We start from the raw sequence: 19,324 nt of genomic DNA on the forward strand, positions 1-19,324 counted from the left end.
CGCGATACAGCGACAGATTCAGATTGACCACTTTTGATCAGCAGTCGATTGCTTTACACATAAACTTCAGGAGCATCACGATGCAGGTAAAGAAGATTTTTGCGGGGATGTTGGTCGTTGGCGGTGCGGTTGCATCGATTGCTCCGGCACATGCTGATCAATTGGCCGATATCAAGGGTCGCGGCGAGTTGACTTGCGGCGTGTATTCGAACGTCGAGCCCTTCTCGTATCCCAATGCGCAGACGCGCCAGCTCGAAGGCATGGACGTGGACCTGTGCAACGCGGTGGCGAAACAGTTGGGCGTGAAAGCGAAGCTCGAACCCTTGGCTGTCGAGGCGCGGATTCCGCAATTGAAACTGGGGCGCGTCGACATCGTGGTCGCCAACCTGGCCTACACCAAAACCCGCGCCACGCAGATTGCCTTTAGCGATTCGTACTACTCCACCAAGGAAGTGCTGGTCGTGAAGAAAGCCGACGCGAGCAAGAAGCTGACCGATTTCGCCGGTCAGAAGATCAGCGCGGCCGACGGCTCGACCTCCGCACAGTCGATTCCGCTTTCGATCAAGGACGGCCAGGCGGTGACGTTTCACGATACCAGCTCGGCGTTTCTCGCGCTGGAGCAGAACAAGGTCAAGGGCTTTGTCACCAATCAGATGACGGCCACGAAAATCGCGAAGCAGGTGGACGGCACGGACGGCGCCGTGGCCATTGCGTCGGAGCCGATGCTGATCGAGCCGATCGCGGTAGGCTTGCGTCAGAACGAGACGGCCATGCTGGGCGCGGTCAACAAGGCTTTGGCGGCAATGGAGCAGAGCGGCGAGATGAGCAGTATCTTCGACAAGTGGCTTGGACCGAAGACGCCTTATGGCCTGACCCGGACCGACAAGGTCACACCGATCGATCAGCTCAAGTTCACGCCGGTGTCCTGAGGCGGCGAGCGAATGATGCGGCGGTGCGCTTTCGTTCGCGCGCCGCTGCCTGTCGAATGGCCGGCGCGACTTCGTGGATCGCGAGGACCGCGAGGATCGCGTGGATCGCGCGCCGGGACAACGTGGCTGGATTTTGCAACGTGACACATAAGATAGTGGTGATGGGCGTGTCGGGCTCGGGTAAGTCGACGCTGGCGCGCGAGTTGGCTGTGGCGCTGGAGGGCGTTTTCATCGAAGGGGACGAGCTTCACTCTGCGGAAAGCCGCGACAAGATGTGCCGCGGAATCGCATTGTGCGATAGTGACCGGGAGCCGTGGCTGGACCGCTTGGCCGATCGGGTGAACGAGGTGCATGGAACGGCCGTGCTGTCCTGTTCCGCGTTGAGACGTGGCTATCGCGAACGCATGCGCGCGCGGGTCGCCGGGTTGAAATTCGTGTTTCTCGACATCGCCTTGTCCGAAGCGGTTGCACGGGTTTCCGGGCGACTCGATCACGAGTTTCCGGCGACATTGGTCGAGGATCAATTCGCAACGCTCGAGTCGCCGGTTGGTGAAGCCGGTGTGCTCCATCTTTCCGCCTCGCAAGACAGCGCGGGCAGTCTGAGAGAGGTCATGCAATGGCTGGGCGCACCGGACGGTGCTGGATGGAAGTCGGACGAATTCGAGTCGAAGAGGAATTGAGTTGAACAACAATCTGAAGATGTTTGATCTGTCGGGGCGCCGTGCGTTGGTCACCGGGTCGAGTACCGGTATCGGCTATGCGCTCGCCAAGGGCTTGGCCGGCGCCGGCGCCGAAGTCGTTCTGAACGGCCGCAACGAGGCGAAGCTGGCGGAGGCCGTCAGCCGGTTGCGCGATGAGGGGGCGACCGTCCATGCCGCGAGTTTCGACGTGACGTCGGCCACCGAGGTCGAAGCGGCGATCGCCGATATCGAGCGCGAAATCGGTGCAATCGATATTCTCGTCAACAACGCCGGCATGCAACGCCGTGCGCCGCTCGAACAGTTTTCCCATGCTCAATGGGAAGAGCTGATGAAGACCAATGTCGACAGCGTGTTCCTGGTCGGCCAGGCGGTAGCGCGGCACATGATCGCTCGCAAACGCGGGAAGATCGTCAACATCTGTTCGGTGCAAAGCGAGTTGGGCCGTCCCAACATCGCGGCCTACACCGCGAGCAAAGGCGCGGTGAAAATGCTGACGAAGGGCATGGCAATCGACTGGGGTCAACACGGGATTCAGGTCAATGGACTTGGGCCGGGTTACTTCAAGACGGAGCTGACCGAAGCGCTCGTCAAGGATGAAACGTTCAGCAACTGGCTGATTGGACGCACGCCGTCGAGGCGGTGGGGCGACGTGGAAGATCTCGTCGGTGCCGCCGTGTTTCTGGCGAGCAACGCTTCGAACTTCGTGAACGGCCATATTCTTTACGTGGATGGCGGCGTGACGGCCACGCTGTAGTGCGTCGATCGGAGGCGGCCGGAAGCGGGGCGTTCCGCGGCCGCCGTCGCCAAAGCCACGCATTGCTGCGCAAGGACATCCGTTGGATCGACCAGGTTGACGCGTGCGCCGGTCGTCCCCACGAAACTCGTTTGCGGCAATAAAAGCGGCAGCTCGGTACATCCCAGGACGATGACCTCGACGCCTTCCGCGATGAGCCCGTCAATGGCAGCGGCGATGTCATCGAGGCATCGCCCGGTGGTGAATCCCGCTTTTACCCCTTCCGGGCCGTAGATCGCGTCCATCACCCGAGCCTGCAATGCCGCTGCTGGAACGATTTGCTGCAAGCCCTGTGATTCGAGGGCTTTTTCGTAGACGCCGCTTGCGATCGTGCCTGAGGTGGCCAGCACGCCAACGGAGCGCAACAGCGGAAACGTTTCGCGGAGATGGCGGACCGTCACCGTCAGCATGTTCACGATCGGTATGCCCAGATACGGTTGAATGCGTTCGACAAATGCGTGAGCGGTATTGCACGGAATCGCGATGAGATCCGCGTCGCCCGACTCGAGCTTCTTGCAGGTCGCGTAAAGCGAAATCGTCGGGTCCGGCCCGTCACCGATCAGGTTTTCCGTGCGATCGGGAATCTGCGGATTCTGTTCAATCAGAAGCCTGATATGGTCCTGATCTCGATTCGCCGGCGTATTGCGTACGATCTTCTGCATGAAGTCCACCGTCGCTGCGGGCCCAACGCCACCGACTACGCCCACTTTGAAAATGGCTTCCGGCAAACCGTATTCGCCGGCGATCACGTACTGCGCATAAGCGAGATTCGAATCGATCAGCGGCACCCGAAACGGACCCATTTCCTCGGCCACGAGCGCAATTTCCGTCAGACCCGGCACGATGAGTTGAACACCTTGCGCGATGAGGTCCTCGCACGCGTCGCGCAGAAGCGCGACGGGCCGGCCAGACAGGTTTCCGCTCTTGATGCCGTGCGTGCCGTAGACGGCTTCGGTGATGAGATCGACACCGTCGCGCGGGCGGGGATGAACGACTTCGAATGCCGGCTCCGCGAAGTACTTTTCAAATAGCCCTTTTCGACGGGTGTAGTCCGAGGCCAGCACGCCGATTCGTCGTGCCGCCGGAAATTTTCTTCGAACATGGCTGCGGACGGCTTCGACCATATCGACGATCTGCAAGGGCGAGTTGGCCTTCAACTCATCAATGAACGTATGGCTGAGAAAGCACGGGAGTACGACGGTCGTCACGCCTCGCTTCTCGAAGCTGCTGATCATGTCGAAGATGTACAGCTTTCGCTGAGTCGTCGCTTCGCTGCCAACGACCGCGCCTCGAAAGGGGTGCTGCTCAAAAATGACGTCGACGTGTTCCGTATCGTTCGAGGCGGGCGTCGATTTGACGAGCTTGAAAAAGACGTCCGCGCTTGCCAGTGGACCCAGTCCGCCCACCACGCCGAACTTTTTCCCGTTCAGCATGCTTGCGCGGATCATTTCGTTTCGCCTTGCAATTGACCCAAGGCCACGCTGTTCTCTTCTTCGTCCGGCTTGGCGATCCGTTTAGCCTCCCACTTCGCAATCACGGCCGTTGCGATGCTATTGCCGATCACGTTCGTGGCGGTTCGCCCCATATCGAGAATCTGATCGATGGCGAGGATCAGCACCACGCCGGACGGAGGCAGGTGAAACATCGGAGCAACCGCCGCAACCACCACCACGGAACCTCTCGCGACGCCGGCCATGCCCTTGCTGCTGAGCATCAACACCAGCAACATCGTGACTTGAGCGCTGAGCGGCATGTCGATGCCGAACGCTTGCGCGATAAAGATCGCGGCAAACGCCTGATACATCATTGAGCCGTCGAGATTGAACGCATAGCCGAGCGGCAACGTAAAGCCGACGACCTTCTTGTCGATGCCGAACCCTTCAAGCTTTTCGGTCAGACGCGGATAGGCGGCCTCACTGCTGGCAGTCGAAAAGGCGAGCATTGCAGGCTCGCGGACCGCTTTGAGCAGCCTCCAGATCGATTTACCCAGAAAGACGTGGCCAACAAGAATAAGAGCGGCCCACAGCACGGCGAGACCGACGTAAAAGCTGCCGACGAGCTTGCCATAAGTGGTCAGCACATCCAGGCCGTGCACCGTAATCGCGGAGGCAAGCGCGCCGAAGACACCGATCGGAGCGAGCCGCATCACATAGTCGGTCAGCTTCAGCATCGCGGGAACGAGCGCATCGATGCCGGCGATCAACGGTGTCACGCGCGGGTCCGACTTGATGGCGCTCAGGACCACACCGAACAGCACGGAAAAGACGAGGATTTGCAGGATGTCGTTTCGAGCCATTGCATCGATGATGCTGGAAGGAAACGCATGCGTGACGAAGTCCTTGAAGTTCAGACCCGCGGTGTTGAGGCCGGTGGCGACATCGGAACTGGTCTGCGTCATGTGCAAGCCGGCGCCGGGTTGCAGCGCATTCGCAAGGACGAGGCCAAGCCCGAGCGAGAAAAGCGAGGCGCACACGAACCATCCGACCGACCTGAGTCCGATTCTGCGCACCTCGCTCGACCCTTCCATTCCGGCGAGCCCGGACACCAGCGTGGCGAACACGAGCGGCGCGATGATCATCTTCACGAGACGCAAGAAGATATCGGTAATGATCGAGAAGTAGCCGGCGATTGTCTTCGCTTCTGCGGCATCGGCTACGGTCCGATGGCACACGTAACCGACGATCACGCCGAGCAGCATGCCGATCAGAATATAGAACGTTAGGCGGTTTTTCATTTCCATCAGTCCGAGGAAGGCGCACAACGGTCTGACGTGACCACCGTGCGCTGGGAGGAGGCAAAAACGCCGCTAGCGGAGCGGCGTTTCTGTGTATGGACGGATGATAGAGATGATCAAAAAAGACTCGATGCGGGTCCTGCATAAGGATATGCGAGATTCGCATAACGCGGGATAACCCTTAATTCGCGGCTTCCGACGCGGTGCGAAGGTGGCGCCAAAGCGTGTCCAGAAACTCGCTGTGATTCGAGGCATCCCGGTAGACGCGAAGCTCGACTTCGAGATGCCACGCATCCTGGCCGGCTGGGACGAGTTGGCCTGCGTCGAGCTCGGCGACGATCGAGCTTTTGGGCAGCCAGGCGACGCCTTCGCCTTCCAGGACCAGTTTCTTGAGAACCTCGGCCATGTCGGACTCGTAATGAGGCCGCAATGCCGGGGTTGCATCGACGCGGCTCAGGAGGAGTGCGAGGCAGCGGCCGAAATAGCTGGTTTCCGTGTACGAAATCAGCGGCAATGGCCGCGCCGCCGTGCCCGGTAACCGGAACAGGGGCGCACCGCGTGGGTTTGGCCGGCAGACAGGCATCAGTACATCGACGCCCACGGTGAGATGCTCGTACCTGATCGGGTCGAGATGGAGCGGCAGTTCCGGGTGATGGTAGGCAAACATCAGTTCGCAGTTGCCGTTCACGAGCATCAGGATGGAGTCGTGGACATTGGTGGGTATCACCCGGGCACGTACTTCCCCGAAACGTTCGGTGAGCGCCTTCAACCAGGCGGGCAGGAAACTCAGCGCGATCGTATGGCCTGCCGCAATCTGCAAGCCTTTGCCCGCCATGCGCTGGTCGATGCGAATGATGGCTCGCGTATCGAATAGCTTCCCGAGGATGTCTACCGCCGCCTCCCGAAACAGTTGTCCGGCAGGCGTGAGCGTGGGCGGGAAGCTGCTTCGGTCGATGAGATCCGCGCCCACCCACTGCTCGAGCGACTGAATGCGCCTGCTGAACCCGGACTGGGTGACATTCCGGAATTCCGCCGCCCGCGAGAAGCTCTGATACTGCGAGAGCGCGATGAAGTCCTCAATCCACTTGATTTCCATATCGGGTCCAATGTGTGCGGCGATGGCGCGTGCCTCGAAACGAGTGAGTGATTCTACGACGGCGCCGTGCTGGCAGTGGCGGATCTTCGGTTTTCCCTATCAAAAACTCATGCACGATTAAATCGCATGCGATTGACATTGCCGATTTTTTCGCTCACCATGCATCGCATGCGATTGAAGCGCATACGATGCATATCCTCTCAACAGTCTTTCCATCAAGGAATCCATCATGACCAAGATCGAAAAAGTCATTTTCTCGGGCAACACCCACACCACGGTGAACCGCGACCCTGGCGCGCAGCGTGGCGAATATGGCGTCGTCGACATCGAGCTGTCGGCGCCCGGCGGTGAACACTACGAGTTCAAAGCCGCCGTGCCGCACCCGACCGCCGAGCAGCTGTTTGCGGGCGCGTGGTCGGCTTGTTACATCAGCGCGCTTGGGATCGCGGCCTCGCTGAAAAAGGTCACGCTGCCGCCCGACCATTCCGTGGATATTCAGGTAGACGTGGGCCAGACCGGTCCCGGCTGGTTTCTCGGCGCCCAGTTCACCGTCCGCATGCCGGGCCTGGCGCAGGAGGTTGCCGAGGCCATCGCGCACACGGCCCATCAAATCTGCCCGTACTCGAAGGCTGTGCACGGAAACATCGACATCGCCCTCAACGTCGTCACTGCGTGATCCGGCAAGACATACGCCTCTCTCACTGAACCTCTTTTAGCGAAATTCCATCATGAAAACCCGACTCGTTGTTGCCCTGCTCATCGCGCTTTCGGCTTCCGCCGCCGCGCCCGCGTTCGCCAGCGGCTATGGTCCGGCTCCGTTCTACAAGCCTTCGATTGGCGCTCCGGCGTCGCAGCGCGGTCAGAGCGTGCAAACCCTCGCCGCTGAGCGCGACGACACGACTGGTTCGCAAGCGGCGTATGGCGGCGCGGTTTCCGGCCATTCAGAAGCGGGAATCCGTGCCGCTGTGCCGCTGCGCGACGACCTCTACGCGCGTCACTAGCTCGCGCATCCCCGTCGCGTTGGCCCGCGCGCATCGTCGCTGCCGATGCGCGCGGGCCAACGCGCGGGGAGCATCGCATTGCGATACAATCGCATGCGATATATTTTTGCTTGCGAGACATGAGTCTCTAGCCAAAGAGGATGCAGATGAAATCCACAGACCAACCGGCGGCCGCGAACGCGATGCTCTCCGACTTCCTGTGCTTTGCGGTCTATTCCGCGAACCTGGCGTTCGGCAAGGCCTACAAGCCGATCCTCGAGGAGCTTGGGCTCACCTATACGCAATACATCACGATCATTGCGTTGTGGGAGGAAGACAACCAGACCGTCAGCAGTCTGGGCGAGAAACTGTTTCTCGAATCCAACACGCTCACGCCGATCCTGAAGAAGCTCGAGGCGATGGGTTATCTGGAAAGGCAGCGCGATCCCGAAGACGAGCGTCAGGTGCGGGTCAGCCTCACGAAAGGCGGTCGGCGGCTGCGCGAAAAAGGCTTGAAGATGGACCTCGTCGAGGCGACCGGTCTGGCGCCGGATGAATTCGCAAAAGTGCAGAAGGCGATCGTGACGCTGCGCAGCAATCTCATCAAGTCGGTCCAAAGCGAGGAGTGATCCGCTATGTGCGCAGCGGTCTCAAACCGGCGCGAACTTCTTCGGCAAATAATTGCGGCATGCTCCCATGCCGCAAAGTTTCCGCCTTTATCGAGCCTGGTGTAATTGATGAGGTCGCTATAGGCGTGCTTCGTGCAGCTTCTCGGGGCCTGATGGTCCTCACGAGCCGTTGAACGCGATACGCCCACGCCGGGCGCGCTCGGTGTGGGCGTTGTGGAACGTATGAAGAATTTCTAACCAAGAGGATTGCTTACCGCAGCACTGCTTACCGCACTGGAAGCGTAATTCAATCCGGCGGCGCTTAGCTATCAGCTGCCGCGATACAAGCTGCCAAGTTGGGCGAGCTGTCCATCCCGCTGGGCTTGCACCAGCTCGTGGCGGACCTCTGCGCGCGTCTTCTGCGTCGCGCCGGTTTGGCTTGGGTTCCATTGCTGCACTTGCGCGACGGCCGATTGAGCGGCGGTCGTTGCAGGAGCTTCAGAGGCATGAGCGAAGCCAGCCGTAGCGAATGCAGCGAATGCCAAAGCGATCATTGAGGTTTTCATGTCATTCTCCGTGAACCAATACATTAAAAAGGAAGGCGCCGCGATGTCAGGAGCAAGGGCAGTATTTCGGTCAGTCATCTGCGATGTTGCTTGCGTCTTGCATCCGGCGTTGATGTATTAAAACGTGCCGACGTATCTGGCTTGTGTCGGGAAACCGGGTCTATTGCAATGTTCTGTATCGCCGCGGCGCCCAGATACATTGCGATACGAATCACGGGTTTTCCGCCAGCAAGGCCTTGATCTTCGCTTCGGTCTGTTCGTAGTCGCCTTCGCCGAAGTGCGTGTAGGCCACGTGCCCTTTCTTGTCGACCAGATAAAACGCGGGCCAATACTGGTTGTCGTACGCGCGCCACGTCGCATAGTTGTTGTCCTGCGCAACCGGGAACGTAATGCCGAAGCGTTTGATCGCTGTCTTGACGTTGTCCGTGCTGCGCTCGAACGGATACTCGGGTGTGTGGACGCCGACCACCGCCAGGCCCTGGTCCTTGTATTTCTGATTCCAGGTCTTGACGTAGGGCAGCACGTGGATGCAGTTGATGCAGGTGTAGGTCCAGAAGTCGACCAGTACGACCTTGCCACGCAACTGCTGCATGGTCAGCGGATCGCTATTGAGCCATTTATCGATGCCGGTGAATTCCGGCGCAGCCGTGCTGCTGCCGAACGGGTTTCCAGCAGGGCTGGCGGCTGCGCTGGCCGCGGGACTGGCAACGAGCGTTGCGATTGCGGCGGCGCCGGCTGCCACGGTTGCGGCGAACAGGGCGACGGAAGCGGTGGTTTTGAGTCGGGAGAGCATGTCAGCGTCCTTTCAGAGAGGGGAACAGAGCCGCGATCCGGACGTACACCAGGACGTACACCGGGACGTACACCGGGACGTCGTATTGCAACTGGATCGCAACGGCAGTGAGCATCGCCAGCACACTGATTACCCGTTGCCGGTGGCGGGCATGACGGGCATTCAGGCGGTTGGCATGACTGCATTGGAACGCCCGTTCGTATCTGGCTTGTGTCGCCGGGGCAGCGCGGGTGCAATGTTTTGTGTCAGGGGAACGCGCAGATACATTGGGATACAAAGCGTCGCGCGTACTGGGCTATAAAGCAGCCATTGCTAACGCGGAGAGCCTCATGAGTACCGAACTGCTGCATGGATCCTGTCATTGCGGGACTGTTAAATTTGAAGTTCGCACCGATGTCCTGCCTGCTGCACGCTGCAATTGCAGCCTGTGCCGGCGCAGGGGTGCGCTGATGACGCCGCCGTTCGCCGCGGGCGAACTGAAGATTCTGCAGGGCGAGGAAGCGCTGATGCTCTATCAGTTCAATACGCGCACGGCGAAGCACTATTTCTGCAAGCATTGCGGCATTTATCCGTTCCACCAGACGCGCATGAACCCGCAGTTGTGGCGGGTGAACATCGGTTGCCTGGAGGGTGTCGATCCGTATACGCTGGAGGCCGGCGTGGCCAATGGCGCCAGCCTGTCCGTCGTGGAGGATGCATGAGGCGGCTCATGACGATTCTCGCGTTCCTGGCGGGCGGATTGGCGGCGGAACTGGCGCATCCCGTGCACTGTTCGCTGATCAACGTGAACCGGGTGCGCGTCAATCGTCGAAAGGATTGATCCCTTGATGGAAAACACCGACCACGTCCTGATCGTCGACGACGATCGTGGCATTCGTGAATTGCTCGCCACCTATCTCGAGAAGAACGGCATGCGCGTTTCGCTGGCCGCCAACGGCCGGCAGATGCGCACCGTCCTCGAACAGGGCGCGCCCGATCTGATCGTGCTCGATCTGATGATGCCCGGCGAAGACGGTCTGGTGCTGTGCCGGGAATTGCGGGCGGGCAAGTTTCGCGCGGTGCCGGTCTTGATGCTGACCGCCCGCAGCGAGGAAACGGATCGCATCGTCGGGCTGGAAATGGGCGCGGACGACTACCTCTCCAAACCGTTTGCGGTGCGCGAGCTGCTGGCGCGCATCCGCTCCGTGTTGCGTCGCGCGCGGATGCTGCCGCCCGGCATGCAGGTGACGGAAACTGCACCGATGATCGCTTTCGGCGACTGGCGGCTCGACACCACCGGGCGCCATCTGCTCGACGCCGAGGGCACCATGGTGGCCTTAAGCGGCGCGGAATACCGCTTGCTGCGCGTGTTCCTCGATCATCCGCAGCGCGTGCTCACGCGCGATCAGTTGCTCAATCTCACCCAGGGCCGCCAGGCCGATGCATTCGACCGCTCGATCGATCTGCTGGTCAGCCGTTTGCGGCAGCGCCTGCAGGACACAGCGCGCGAGCCCCGTTACATCAAGACGCTGCGCAGCGAGGGTTATGTGTTTTCGGCGGCGGTGACCATGATCGAAGGCAGTCCATGAAGCTGAATACATTGCTGCGTTGGCCGCGCACCTTGTTCGCACGGCTTGCCCTGATTCTCTTTGTCAGCCTTGCGCTGGTGCAAACGCTGTCGGTCTGGCTCACCATGACGGAGCGCGACCAGACCATGACGAACGTGATGATGGGTTACATCGAACGCGAGGTCACCAGTTCAGTCGCGCTGCTCGATCATTTGCCCGCCAACGAACGGGCCGAATGGCTGCCAAGGCTGGCGAGGCGCACGTATACCTTCAATCTCGGGCCTGGGGTCGCCGGCGCACCGCCGGATGCGGAGCTCTCGGCGAGGGTGGCTCAATCTATCGCAGACGGCATTGGCAAGCGCTATGCGCTCACGGCCAACGCCGTTCCTGGCGACCCGGACCGCCTGCAGGTCCATCTTCAATTGAGCGACGGCACACCGCTGACGATCGACTACCGCCCCATGCCGGGCGCGCCGCTCTCGCCGTGGTTGTCGTGGCTGCTGGTGTTGCAACTGGTGGTGCTGGCCGCATGCTGCTGGCTGGCGGTGCGGCTGGCGACGCGCCCGCTGAGCCAGTTGGCGCGAGCGGCCGATACTCTTGGCCCCGACCTGAAGCCGGAGCGCCTGCCCGAAGACGGACCGGACGAAGTGGCGCGTGCGGCGCGGGCGTTCAACGCCATGCAGGACCGCATCAGGCTATACATGACCGAGCGCCTGCAGATCCTCGCGGCGATTTCGCACGACCTGCAAACGCCGATTACCCGCATGCGCCTGCGCGTCGACGTGATGGACGACAGCCCGCAGGGTGCCAAGCTGCAGCAGGACCTGCAGGAAATGGAAACGATGGTCAAGGAAGGCGTCACGTACGCGCGCACCATGCACGGCGCCAGCGAGGCGCCCTTGCGTATCGATCCGGATGCGCTGTTCGATAGCCTCGTGTTCGACTACGCCGATGCCGGCAAGGACGTCTCGCTGCACGGTCGAATCGGCGCGGCACTGGTGACGCGTCCTCAGGCGTTGCGCCGGATCGTGGGCAATCTCGTCGATAACGCGCTGAAGTTCGGCGGGGCGGCCGAGATCAGAGTCGCCGCGCAGAGCGGGCACGTGAGGGTCTCCGTGCTCGATCGCGGGCCGGGTATTCCGGCTGAGTCGCTGGAAGCGGTGTTCGAACCGTTCTATCGGCTGGAAGGATCGCGCAATCGTGGAACCGGCGGCACCGGGTTGGGCCTCGCGATTGCACGGCAACTCGCCTTGGCGATGGACGCGACGCTCTCGTTGCATAACCGGCCCGAAGGCGGCCTTGAAGCCACGCTTGTGTTGAAAGGCGTCAGCTAGATTCCGATCGTTCGCGGGTGGCGTTCCATGCCGCATTTTTTCTCGATGAGCATCGATTCGCGCCCTGCGTCTTTGTATCCCAATGTATCTGCACCGTCGGTAAATACATAACGTTTCACTCGCGCTTTGAGCGGACACACGCCAGATACGTCCACGGGCTTTAATGTTTCCAAGCCAGATCGTCTGGCTTCGCAAGCGGGACATGCCTCGCGCTTGTGTCGCTCATCTTCGAGGAGAATCAGCAATGCCGGATCAGATCAATACTCGACGTCGTCGTCTGCTTGGGACGACTGTTGCTGGTATCAGCTTGATGGAGTTGGGTTTGAGCGGGCTCGCCAGGGCACAATCGAACGGCACGCCATCCAGCACGAAAACGGCAACACGTATTGCTTCGTTCGACACAATTCGCCAGGTCAACATCGGCACGCTCAGCATGGGTTATGTGGAAGCGGGTCCGCGGAATGGACCGGTCGTGATCCTGCTGCACGGCTGGCCCTACGATATCTATAGCTTTGCTGAAGTCATGCCGTTGCTTGCGGCCGCCGGCTATCGGGTCATCGTGCCGTATCTGCGGGGCTATGGCTCGACGCGGTTTTTGTCCGCGGATACGCCTCGCAACGGTCAGCAGGCGGTGGTCGCCGTCGACATCATCGCGCTGATGGACGCATTGAAGATCGACAAGGCCGTCTTTGGCGGCTTCGACTGGGGCGCGCGCACGGTGAATATCATTGCCGCGCTGTGGCCGGAACGATGCAAGGCGATGGTGTCGGTAAGCGGTTATCTGATCGGCAGCCAGGAAGCCAACCGGGCGCCGTTGCCGCCGAAGGCTGAACTGGCCTGGTGGTATCAGTTCTATTTCGCCACGGAGCGTGGCCAGGCGGGGTATGAAGCGAACCGTCACGACTTCAACAAGCTGATCTGGCGTCTCGCGTCGCCCAAATGGAATTTCGACGATGCGACGTTCGACCGCTCGGCCGAGTCCTTCAACAATCCGGATCATGTCGCGGTGGTGATTCACAACTACCGCTGGCGTCTGGGCCTGGCCAAGGGAGAGTCGCAATACGACGAGCTCGAAGCGCGCCTCGCGAAGGCGCCGACCATTTCTGTTCCGACCATCACGATGGAAGGCGACGCCAACGGTGCGCCGCATCCCGAGCCGGCAGCGTATGCGAAGAAATTCACCGGCAAGTATCAGCACCGGAACATCGACGGCGGCATCGGACATAACTTGCCGCAGGAAGCGCCGAAGGCGTTTGCCGATGCTGTCGTCGATGTCGCCCGGCTTTAGACGGTGTGAGGGCGTGCGGCGGGCTACTGGTGCTCAATCTCGTCAAGTTGGAACAGCCAATCGACCCGCTAATGTGGCGGAGTCCCAACCGACGCCGGGTCCTCGAGCCAGCGTGAGACTGCCGACAGCACCTGCGCCTCGATGCCGAGAAAACCGTGTGGCGACTTCGCCCCGCATTCATTGGCGCGAGGCCCGCCGCGTTCGCTGCTCGATACCGCCAGGAACTGCAACCGGTTGTCCTGAGCGAGCGTGCGGGCCGCGCTGAACGGCGAAACCCGGCATGCGTCATTTTCGTTCGACACCACCAGGACAGGCGCAGCGCCGACGTCCCAGTGCGCGCCCGAAAGCCCGGCCTCGCCACGCATGCTAATCGTGACGGGCGAGGTCAGTACATACGCGTCGGCCAGCCGGGGTTCCCGTTGGAGCACATTGCCAACCGAAATCGTGCCCCGGCTGGTACCCACAAGGGCGATCTTTGCGGCTGGAAAGCGTTGTCTGAGCGCCGCGACGATGACGTGTAAATCCTGGGCGTGCGCCTCGCTCAGACGGAACGCGTCATTCATGCCGGACGATCGATCGGATGGCGCATCGACGATAGCGATCGCGTCGCCCGCGGAGGTCCAGTATCCGGCGGTCCGGATGAGAAAATTTGCCTTCATGGCCGTCGGGCCGGTGTCGTCAAGGGCGACCACACCTTCGTCACCGGCAAACAATACGATGACCCATGGCGGCGTGCTGGCCGGCTGGTCGATGAAAATCGCCTGGGTCTGCGTCCCTCGGACAGGCACTTGCATCAGTTCACCTGAATACGCTGGAACAGCGGCTGTGACCGAGCATGCGAGCACGCAGGCCGGGACCGCGAATCTCAGCAACGGTTGCCAGAGCCTGTGGGTGAAACAGGCTAGGGGTCTTGCATTTGTTGATTTTTGATCGCGCATTCTGGAGACGGTTTGGTTGTTCCGTTCACAGCATACGTGAGTTGAATGCGGGATGCAGTAGCGATGGCCAACAAATGATTGCCTGCGGCGATCATTTGTTGGCCACGGCCGTCCCTCAGACCTTGCAGCGGCGGTCGCCCATGTCTGCCGAGGAGTCCGGCGCTGTTCCCGGATCTGCTGAGTCATTGACGCCCAACCAGACCTGTCCGTCGCACCGCGCACAGATGGCGAGTTTGCCCGCATGCGACGCGTCTGGCCGCCATACCGTGTCACGGTGTCCACACGCAGCGCACGCATAGGCGTAACGCACTTCAGTGAGTATCGCCATCAACGGCCTCCCGGTCCTCGCGTCCTCGCGTCCTGTACTTAACCCTGCGCGTCGGCAGAAACAGTTGAAATCGCCAACGCGTTCACATCATTCTTTACTGAGGCCTCTCGCGTGCTCATCTGAACTAGCTCCCTTGGTTCATCGAGAACACGGCAGACCTTGACTGCAAGGTCGTTGTCCCTCGCGAACAGCATCACAAAATCAAATGCGTCCGGACAGACGAGCCGCAACTCGTGCGCGACGCGCAGGCATTTGAGGTCTCGTTCCACAACGGGCATCGCGAGTCGCGTGCAGGCGATATGAATGCCGGGGTAGCGTTCGCCAACGAACAGCGTAATGACACCGGTCAGCCGTTCGGCCCAGTCGCCCGGCCGGAATAGCTTGCGTTGCGACGTCATGCCTTGGATCACGTAGTGATCGATACCATCGTCAGTCATGATGCTTGAATCACCGGCGCGTGCGGGCTCGTTAGCGGGCTGGATGTTTGCGTTCGGGCAAGTTCGTCCGACGCTGCGTTCGACGTGAGAATTCAGGTCGAAACCATTGTTCCGATTGCACCGGTCCGCTGTGTTGGATGCGGAAAAGGGTCTTCCATATCAATGATGCAATTCTAAGAAGGTGAAACCTTCTCAATGCTTTCACCCAAGGTGACTTTTGATGGGGGTTTTCCACGACGACACTAGTCTTGTCCGTGGATCGGTGCGGGAGCGCGAGTCAAGGCAACACCGGTGCATTGCCTTCTTCGAAAGTAAGTATCTAGCCGGTATACCTATTTATAAGGATTCGAATCTAATTTTAGATTTCTCTTGACCACGGGCTTCTTCCGCGCGCCGAGCGAGGCCAGCGCTGCTTCCATTCGGATTTCGTCGGCTGGACCCATTGCATCGGTTGCCGAATTGAAAGTGCAGTCGAGTCTGGTACAGGCGTGGTTAAGCGCTCGCGTAGTTTCATCGATCATCGCCTGAATGGGTTCGGCGTGCGCATTTGCGCGAAGTACGACGCGCAGATTGTCCAGTTTGCGGGTGAGCATGGGTATGACCATGAGGCGAATGACCATCCGCTGATCCCTTTGTGAGGGGTCGAAGGTAGCGCACGCTTCGGCAAGCGCGGACAGTTCAGACTTAACTGTCGAAGCGGTTCTATCCATTGCGATATAGGCGTTGTATGTTGACGATTCTTTGAATGAAAAAGGGCGCCGTGAGAACTGAACACGGCGCCGGAGCTTTCCGGCTCCTGCGAGGGGCAGAATCAGAACGTGCAAGACAGCGCGATCTTGCAGTCTCGAGAAGGGCGCTACTGGCGAGTCGGGCTCGTCTGCAGCACGTTCAGTAGGGCATTTGTCTGTTCCAGCAGGGTTGAGTGATAGTCGGCAGGTAGGGATATGTCATCCATGAGCGACATTGCGTTCTCAATCCCCTGGCGAAATGCCTTCGCGATCTCCGCGCGTTGAGTTGTTGTGAGATGTGGGAGCGCGACATCGATGAAATTTCTCATCACCATCACCTGTGCGCCGAAACGGGAAACGGCCTTGCCATTAGACATCACCAGTGTGGTAAGTGATTGCAGAAGTGCGTCGGTGTTATTCAAAACCAGCTCCTCAGAATGTTTCCCAGTCGGCGCTTGTATTCGTCGAGACCGCCGCCCCACTGGGTGATTGAGAAGCTGTTTTCGGTTTAGCCGTACGAAGGGCGGTTGGAGTTTTCGGGGCGGACTGGCGCGGTTTGCTTTGCGGAATAACCGCTCGTGAGGCGGAGATACCCGCATCGGTGACCTTGAACACCGAGACCGCATCTTTCAAACTCAGTGCCTGCTCTTCAAGTGACCGTGCGGCGGCTGCAGCCTGTTCGACGAGCGCGGCATTCTGCTGGGTCATTTCGTCCATTTGATTGACGGCCTGATTCACCTGTTCGATGCCACGGCTTTGCTCTTCCGACGCGGCCGTTATTTCGCCTACGATATCGGAGACCTGTTTGACCGCCTGCTTGACCTGACCCATGGTCGCACCGGCTTCTGCCGCCTGTTGCACGCCGTCCTGAATCATCGCCACCGACGATCCGATCAGCTCCTTGATTTCCTTGGCGGCTGCGGCAGAACGTTGGGCCAGACTGCGAACCTCGCTGGCAACGACGGCAAAGCCACGTCCCTGCTCGCCGGCACGCGCCGCTTCGACGGCGGCATTCAATGCAAGGATATTCGTCTGGAAGGCAATGCCTTCGATCACACCGGTGATTTCCGAAATCTTGGTTGAGCTGCCGCTGATTTTCTCGATCGTCCCTACCATGCCTTGGACAGCCTCGTTACCTGTGTCGGCGATGTCGGTGGCACGCGTTGCCAGCGCATTCGCCTGACGTGCGTTGTCGGCGTTCTGTTTCACCGTTTCTGTCAATTGCGTCATGCTTGCCGCGGTCTCCTCAAGCGATGCCGCCTGCTCTTCCGTGCGGGACGATAGATCCACGTTGCCTGTTGCGATCTGGCTCGAGGCTGTGGCTATGCTGTCGGTACCAAGTCGCACTCCGCCAACGATTCTTGTCAGGCTGCTATTCATCGTTTTCAGCGCCAGCATCAATTGGCCGGTTTCGTCGTTCGACGTCGCTGTAATGTCGGCGGTAAGGTCGCCCTCGGCGACACGGGTCGCAACCTTCACCGCCTGATTCAAAGGACGGGACACAATGCGGGCAAGCCACAACGCGAGCAGCAAACCAATTACAACATTGCCGACCAGCAGGACAATGATCCAGGTGCGCGCCGAGGTGTACGTAGCCGTTGCTGTCGTCGCCGATTGCAGGCCGCGTTCCTCATTGAGCGTCACCATCCTGTCTATTTGACTGTTGAGTTTCCGGTATAGCAGGGTAGAGTCAGCTCTGATCAGGACGCGCGCTTCTTCCTTCTTCCCGGAGCCTGACAGCGCGATGACCTTCTTGCTCTCGTCCGCGTAGGCTGACAAAGTCTTCTCGAGTTCTTGCGAGAGCCCTCTGTCTTCCGGACTGGAATTGATAGCGTCATATGCCTGGTTATATTTCCGTAATTCGACCAACCGGACGTCAAGACTTTTTGCTTCATCCTGCAGCACATCATCTTCGCTGGCAAGAATGTGCTGAAGCTCGGAGAGGCGGTAACGTGCGAGCGTAACCTTCATCTTCAGCGCATTGCTGATGCCCGGCAGCCAGTTGGTTGCAATGTCAGAAGAGGTACTGCTGACTGACGAGAGCTGAAAAATAGAAAAAACCCCGAGCATCGACGTCAACGCAAGCATCGCGATGAACGCGGTCACCAGCTTGTTCGCAATCCTCAAATCATAGAACCATTTCATGGCGAATAACCTGTCAAATAGGGCGCACGCGGACTGAACCTCGTGTTGGAAGAAGAAGGGAAAACGCCGTCAGGTCTGTGGCGGCGGCACGCCAACCTGTTCGTCCTCGAGCGGGGGGTCAAAAATTATGCTTGATCCCAACGATGAAACCGGAGACGCCGGCTCCCGCATCGGTTGAGCCACCTTTGACTCCGTTGACACCCAACTGATAAGTGGCGTTCGCCTCATTGATGATTCTGACGAAGCCGGTGTAGATCGAGGTCCGCTTGGACAGGTAATACGTATAGCTAAGTTCGAACATGCGGGCGCCCGTTTGGGACATTCCGGGCTTGTCCAGACTCCCATTCCCCGCTTGGCCATAAAAGCCATAGATTTTCCCGAGGCCAACACTCTGTGTCACGGACGCGCCCCAGAAGTTGCGCCTGACGGTTCCGCCGGTATAGTCGGCACTCAATGTGCTGAATACCAAGGCCGCATAGGTTTTCCAGAAGGTGACGCCTCCCGTTAGGAGGTAGGTTGAGTCATTCAGGCCCGGGCCGCGTACGCCAAAATTGCGTTGCGTTGCGAGGGCCGCCTTGATCCGACCGTCTGCGTAGACAATATCGCCGCCGACGTTGTAGGGTACGAATCCGGGGTTCTGGCCTGTTGGACGTGCATACATGAGATCGACGTAAAGATTGCTCACCTTTGGCGACTCGTACTTGATCGCGTTAGGCATCGTGTCGTTCATCGTGGGCAAACCGTTATTGGCCCCTGCATTGCTCCCGCCATAGGCATCGCCCGAGTTGTTGTTGATGATCGCCTGGGTGCTCAGTATGCTGGTAACGCCGGTCGGAGCGTTGCCGTAAAAGCCCTTTACCTCGTCAATGGGCGGATCCATATTGCCCAGCTTGAGTGCGCCGAAATCGCCATGAAGTCCGACAAATGTCTCGCGGGCGGCGAATGCGCCTGTCCCAGTGCTGGCGTTGACCTTGCTTTCGATCTGAAAAATCGCCGACAGACCGCCGCCCAGATCTTCGTTGCCGAGGATGCCGAATCGGGACGAATTGGAATTGATCCGCGTTGCGCTCACGGCTTGACGTTTGCTCCTGGTGCTAACGTAATCGATATCGTCGTTGACGATGCCGTAGAGCGTGGTGGAGTCGGTGACCACGCCTTCATACCGGTCCGCATAAGCTGTGCCGCAGGAAAAGTAGCTAATTGCCGCAAGCGATATCCCTGATACCCGTCTTTTCAAAATTGACACTCGTGTGAAGTTAACAGCGTGACGTTGATAGCAATAGCCTGTGTATACGGCGACATAGGTATAGGCGCCGGTGAGCGAAGGCTATCGAGGTGAAATCTGCGTGTGGTGAATCTGATTCCTGTGCGGCGCCATC

The 19,324-nt window shown here is 59.6% G+C and carries 21 protein-coding genes; 10 read left to right on the top strand and 11 right to left on the bottom strand.

Features of this window, described 5'->3' with window-relative positions; genetic code table 11:
• Positions 1-80 precede the first annotated feature (80 nt).
• From DSC91_RS01015 to DSC91_RS01025, 3 genes are all read left to right on the top strand, one after another.
• The gene (locus DSC91_RS01015; protein WP_115776420.1) at positions 81-929 is read left to right on the top strand and encodes a transporter substrate-binding domain-containing protein; all 849 of its coding nucleotides are present in this window, start codon (positions 81-83) and stop codon (positions 927-929) included.
• 140 nt (positions 930-1,069) lie between these two features.
• Positions 1,070-1,609, top strand: coding sequence for a gluconokinase (locus DSC91_RS01020; RefSeq protein WP_229758309.1), 540 nt, complete (start codon positions 1,070-1,072; stop codon positions 1,607-1,609).
• Between the two features lie 19 nt (positions 1,610-1,628).
• Positions 1,629-2,384, top strand: a complete 756-nt coding sequence (locus tag DSC91_RS01025) for a glucose 1-dehydrogenase (protein ID WP_115779631.1) — start codon at positions 1,629-1,631, stop codon at positions 2,382-2,384.
• On the opposite strand, the gene cuyB is transcribed toward DSC91_RS01025, so the two are convergent.
• From cuyB to DSC91_RS01040, 3 genes are all read right to left on the bottom strand, one after another.
• Positions 2,351-3,871, bottom strand: coding sequence for a cysteate racemase (gene cuyB / locus DSC91_RS01030; protein ID WP_115776422.1), 1,521 nt, complete (start codon positions 3,869-3,871; stop codon positions 2,351-2,353). The two genes, DSC91_RS01025 and cuyB, sit on opposite strands and share 34 nt — an antisense overlap.
• Positions 3,868-5,157, bottom strand: coding sequence for a dicarboxylate/amino acid:cation symporter (locus DSC91_RS01035; protein WP_115776423.1), 1,290 nt, complete (start codon positions 5,155-5,157; stop codon positions 3,868-3,870). Before DSC91_RS01035 ends, cuyB begins: the two co-directional genes overlap by 4 nt.
• 181 nt (positions 5,158-5,338) lie before the next feature.
• Positions 5,339-6,253: a LysR substrate-binding domain-containing protein gene (locus DSC91_RS01040; RefSeq protein WP_115776424.1), complete on the bottom strand. Its 915-nt coding sequence runs from the start codon at positions 6,251-6,253 to the stop codon at positions 5,339-5,341.
• Positions 6,254-6,482: 229 nt separating this feature from the next.
• Between DSC91_RS01040 and DSC91_RS01045 the strand changes: the two genes are divergently transcribed.
• The 3 genes from DSC91_RS01045 to DSC91_RS01055 all read left to right on the top strand — a co-directional run bounded on the left by DSC91_RS01045 (position 6,483) and on the right by DSC91_RS01055 (position 7,862).
• Positions 6,483-6,929 (top strand): Ohr family peroxiredoxin, encoded by a 447-nt coding sequence (locus DSC91_RS01045; RefSeq protein WP_115776425.1) that lies wholly within the window; start codon positions 6,483-6,485, stop codon positions 6,927-6,929.
• Between the two features lie 52 nt (positions 6,930-6,981).
• Positions 6,982-7,254 carry a hypothetical protein gene (locus DSC91_RS01050; protein ID WP_115776426.1) on the top strand — a complete coding sequence of 91 codons (273 nt, stop codon included), beginning with the start codon at positions 6,982-6,984 and terminating at the stop codon, positions 7,252-7,254.
• A gap of 146 nt (positions 7,255-7,400) precedes the next feature.
• Positions 7,401-7,862, top strand: coding sequence for a MarR family winged helix-turn-helix transcriptional regulator (locus DSC91_RS01055; protein ID WP_115779632.1), 462 nt, complete (start codon positions 7,401-7,403; stop codon positions 7,860-7,862).
• Positions 7,863-8,170: 308 nt separating this feature from the next.
• Here the strand turns inward: DSC91_RS01055 and DSC91_RS01065 are convergent, their stop codons facing one another.
• Together DSC91_RS01065 and DSC91_RS01070 are read right to left on the bottom strand one after the other, a co-directional pair.
• Complete coding sequence (locus DSC91_RS01065) at positions 8,171-8,485, bottom strand: DUF4148 domain-containing protein (protein ID WP_229758308.1); 315 nt, start codon at positions 8,483-8,485, stop codon at positions 8,171-8,173.
• A 133-nt stretch (positions 8,486-8,618) separates the two neighbouring features.
• Positions 8,619-9,200 carry a thioredoxin family protein gene (locus DSC91_RS01070; RefSeq protein ID WP_115776427.1) on the bottom strand — a complete coding sequence of 194 codons (582 nt, stop codon included), beginning with the start codon at positions 9,198-9,200 and terminating at the stop codon, positions 8,619-8,621.
• A 329-nt stretch (positions 9,201-9,529) separates the two neighbouring features.
• On the opposite strand from DSC91_RS01070, the gene DSC91_RS01075 reads away from it, so the two are divergent.
• From DSC91_RS01075 to DSC91_RS01090, 4 genes are all read left to right on the top strand, one after another.
• Entirely contained in the window at positions 9,530-9,901 is a 372-nt protein-coding gene (locus DSC91_RS01075) for a GFA family protein (RefSeq protein WP_115776428.1), read from the top strand.
• A gap of 126 nt (positions 9,902-10,027) precedes the next feature.
• A complete protein-coding gene (locus DSC91_RS01080) occupies positions 10,028-10,768 on the top strand; it encodes a response regulator (protein ID WP_115776429.1) in 741 nt (246 codons plus the stop codon).
• A complete protein-coding gene (locus DSC91_RS01085; RefSeq protein WP_115776430.1) occupies positions 10,765-12,081 on the top strand; it encodes an ATP-binding protein in 1,317 nt (438 codons plus the stop codon). The genes DSC91_RS01080 and DSC91_RS01085 overlap by 4 nt, the downstream gene beginning before the upstream one ends.
• A 244-nt stretch (positions 12,082-12,325) precedes the next feature.
• Positions 12,326-13,369 (top strand): alpha/beta fold hydrolase, encoded by a 1,044-nt coding sequence (locus DSC91_RS01090; RefSeq protein WP_115776431.1) that lies wholly within the window; start codon positions 12,326-12,328, stop codon positions 13,367-13,369.
• A gap of 68 nt (positions 13,370-13,437) precedes the next feature.
• Here DSC91_RS01090 and DSC91_RS01095 read toward each other — a convergent pair whose 3' ends face one another.
• The 6 genes from DSC91_RS01095 to DSC91_RS01120 form a co-directional block, all read right to left on the bottom strand.
• Positions 13,438-14,307: an alpha/beta hydrolase family protein gene (locus DSC91_RS01095; protein WP_162831306.1), complete on the bottom strand. Its 870-nt coding sequence runs from the start codon at positions 14,305-14,307 to the stop codon at positions 13,438-13,440.
• Positions 14,308-14,673: 366 nt separating this feature from the next.
• Positions 14,674-15,072 carry a DUF3579 domain-containing protein gene (locus tag DSC91_RS01100; protein WP_115776433.1) on the bottom strand — a complete coding sequence of 133 codons (399 nt, stop codon included), beginning with the start codon at positions 15,070-15,072 and terminating at the stop codon, positions 14,674-14,676.
• Between the two features lie 332 nt (positions 15,073-15,404).
• Entirely contained in the window at positions 15,405-15,692 is a 288-nt protein-coding gene (locus DSC91_RS01105) for a hypothetical protein (RefSeq protein ID WP_162831307.1), read from the bottom strand.
• Between the two features lie 236 nt (positions 15,693-15,928).
• Positions 15,929-16,222: a hypothetical protein gene (locus DSC91_RS01110; RefSeq protein WP_115776435.1), complete on the bottom strand. Its 294-nt coding sequence runs from the start codon at positions 16,220-16,222 to the stop codon at positions 15,929-15,931.
• Positions 16,223-16,232: 10 nt separating this feature from the next.
• Complete coding sequence (locus DSC91_RS01115; RefSeq protein ID WP_115776436.1) at positions 16,233-17,945, bottom strand: methyl-accepting chemotaxis protein; 1,713 nt, start codon at positions 17,943-17,945, stop codon at positions 16,233-16,235.
• 118 nt (positions 17,946-18,063) lie between these two features.
• Positions 18,064-19,182: a porin gene (locus DSC91_RS01120; RefSeq protein WP_162831308.1), complete on the bottom strand. Its 1,119-nt coding sequence runs from the start codon at positions 19,180-19,182 to the stop codon at positions 18,064-18,066.
• Between the last annotated feature and the right edge of the window lie 142 nt (positions 19,183-19,324).

The organism is Paraburkholderia caffeinilytica (assembly GCF_003368325.1).
Taxonomy (GTDB): Bacteria; Pseudomonadota; Gammaproteobacteria; order Burkholderiales; family Burkholderiaceae; genus Paraburkholderia; species Paraburkholderia caffeinilytica.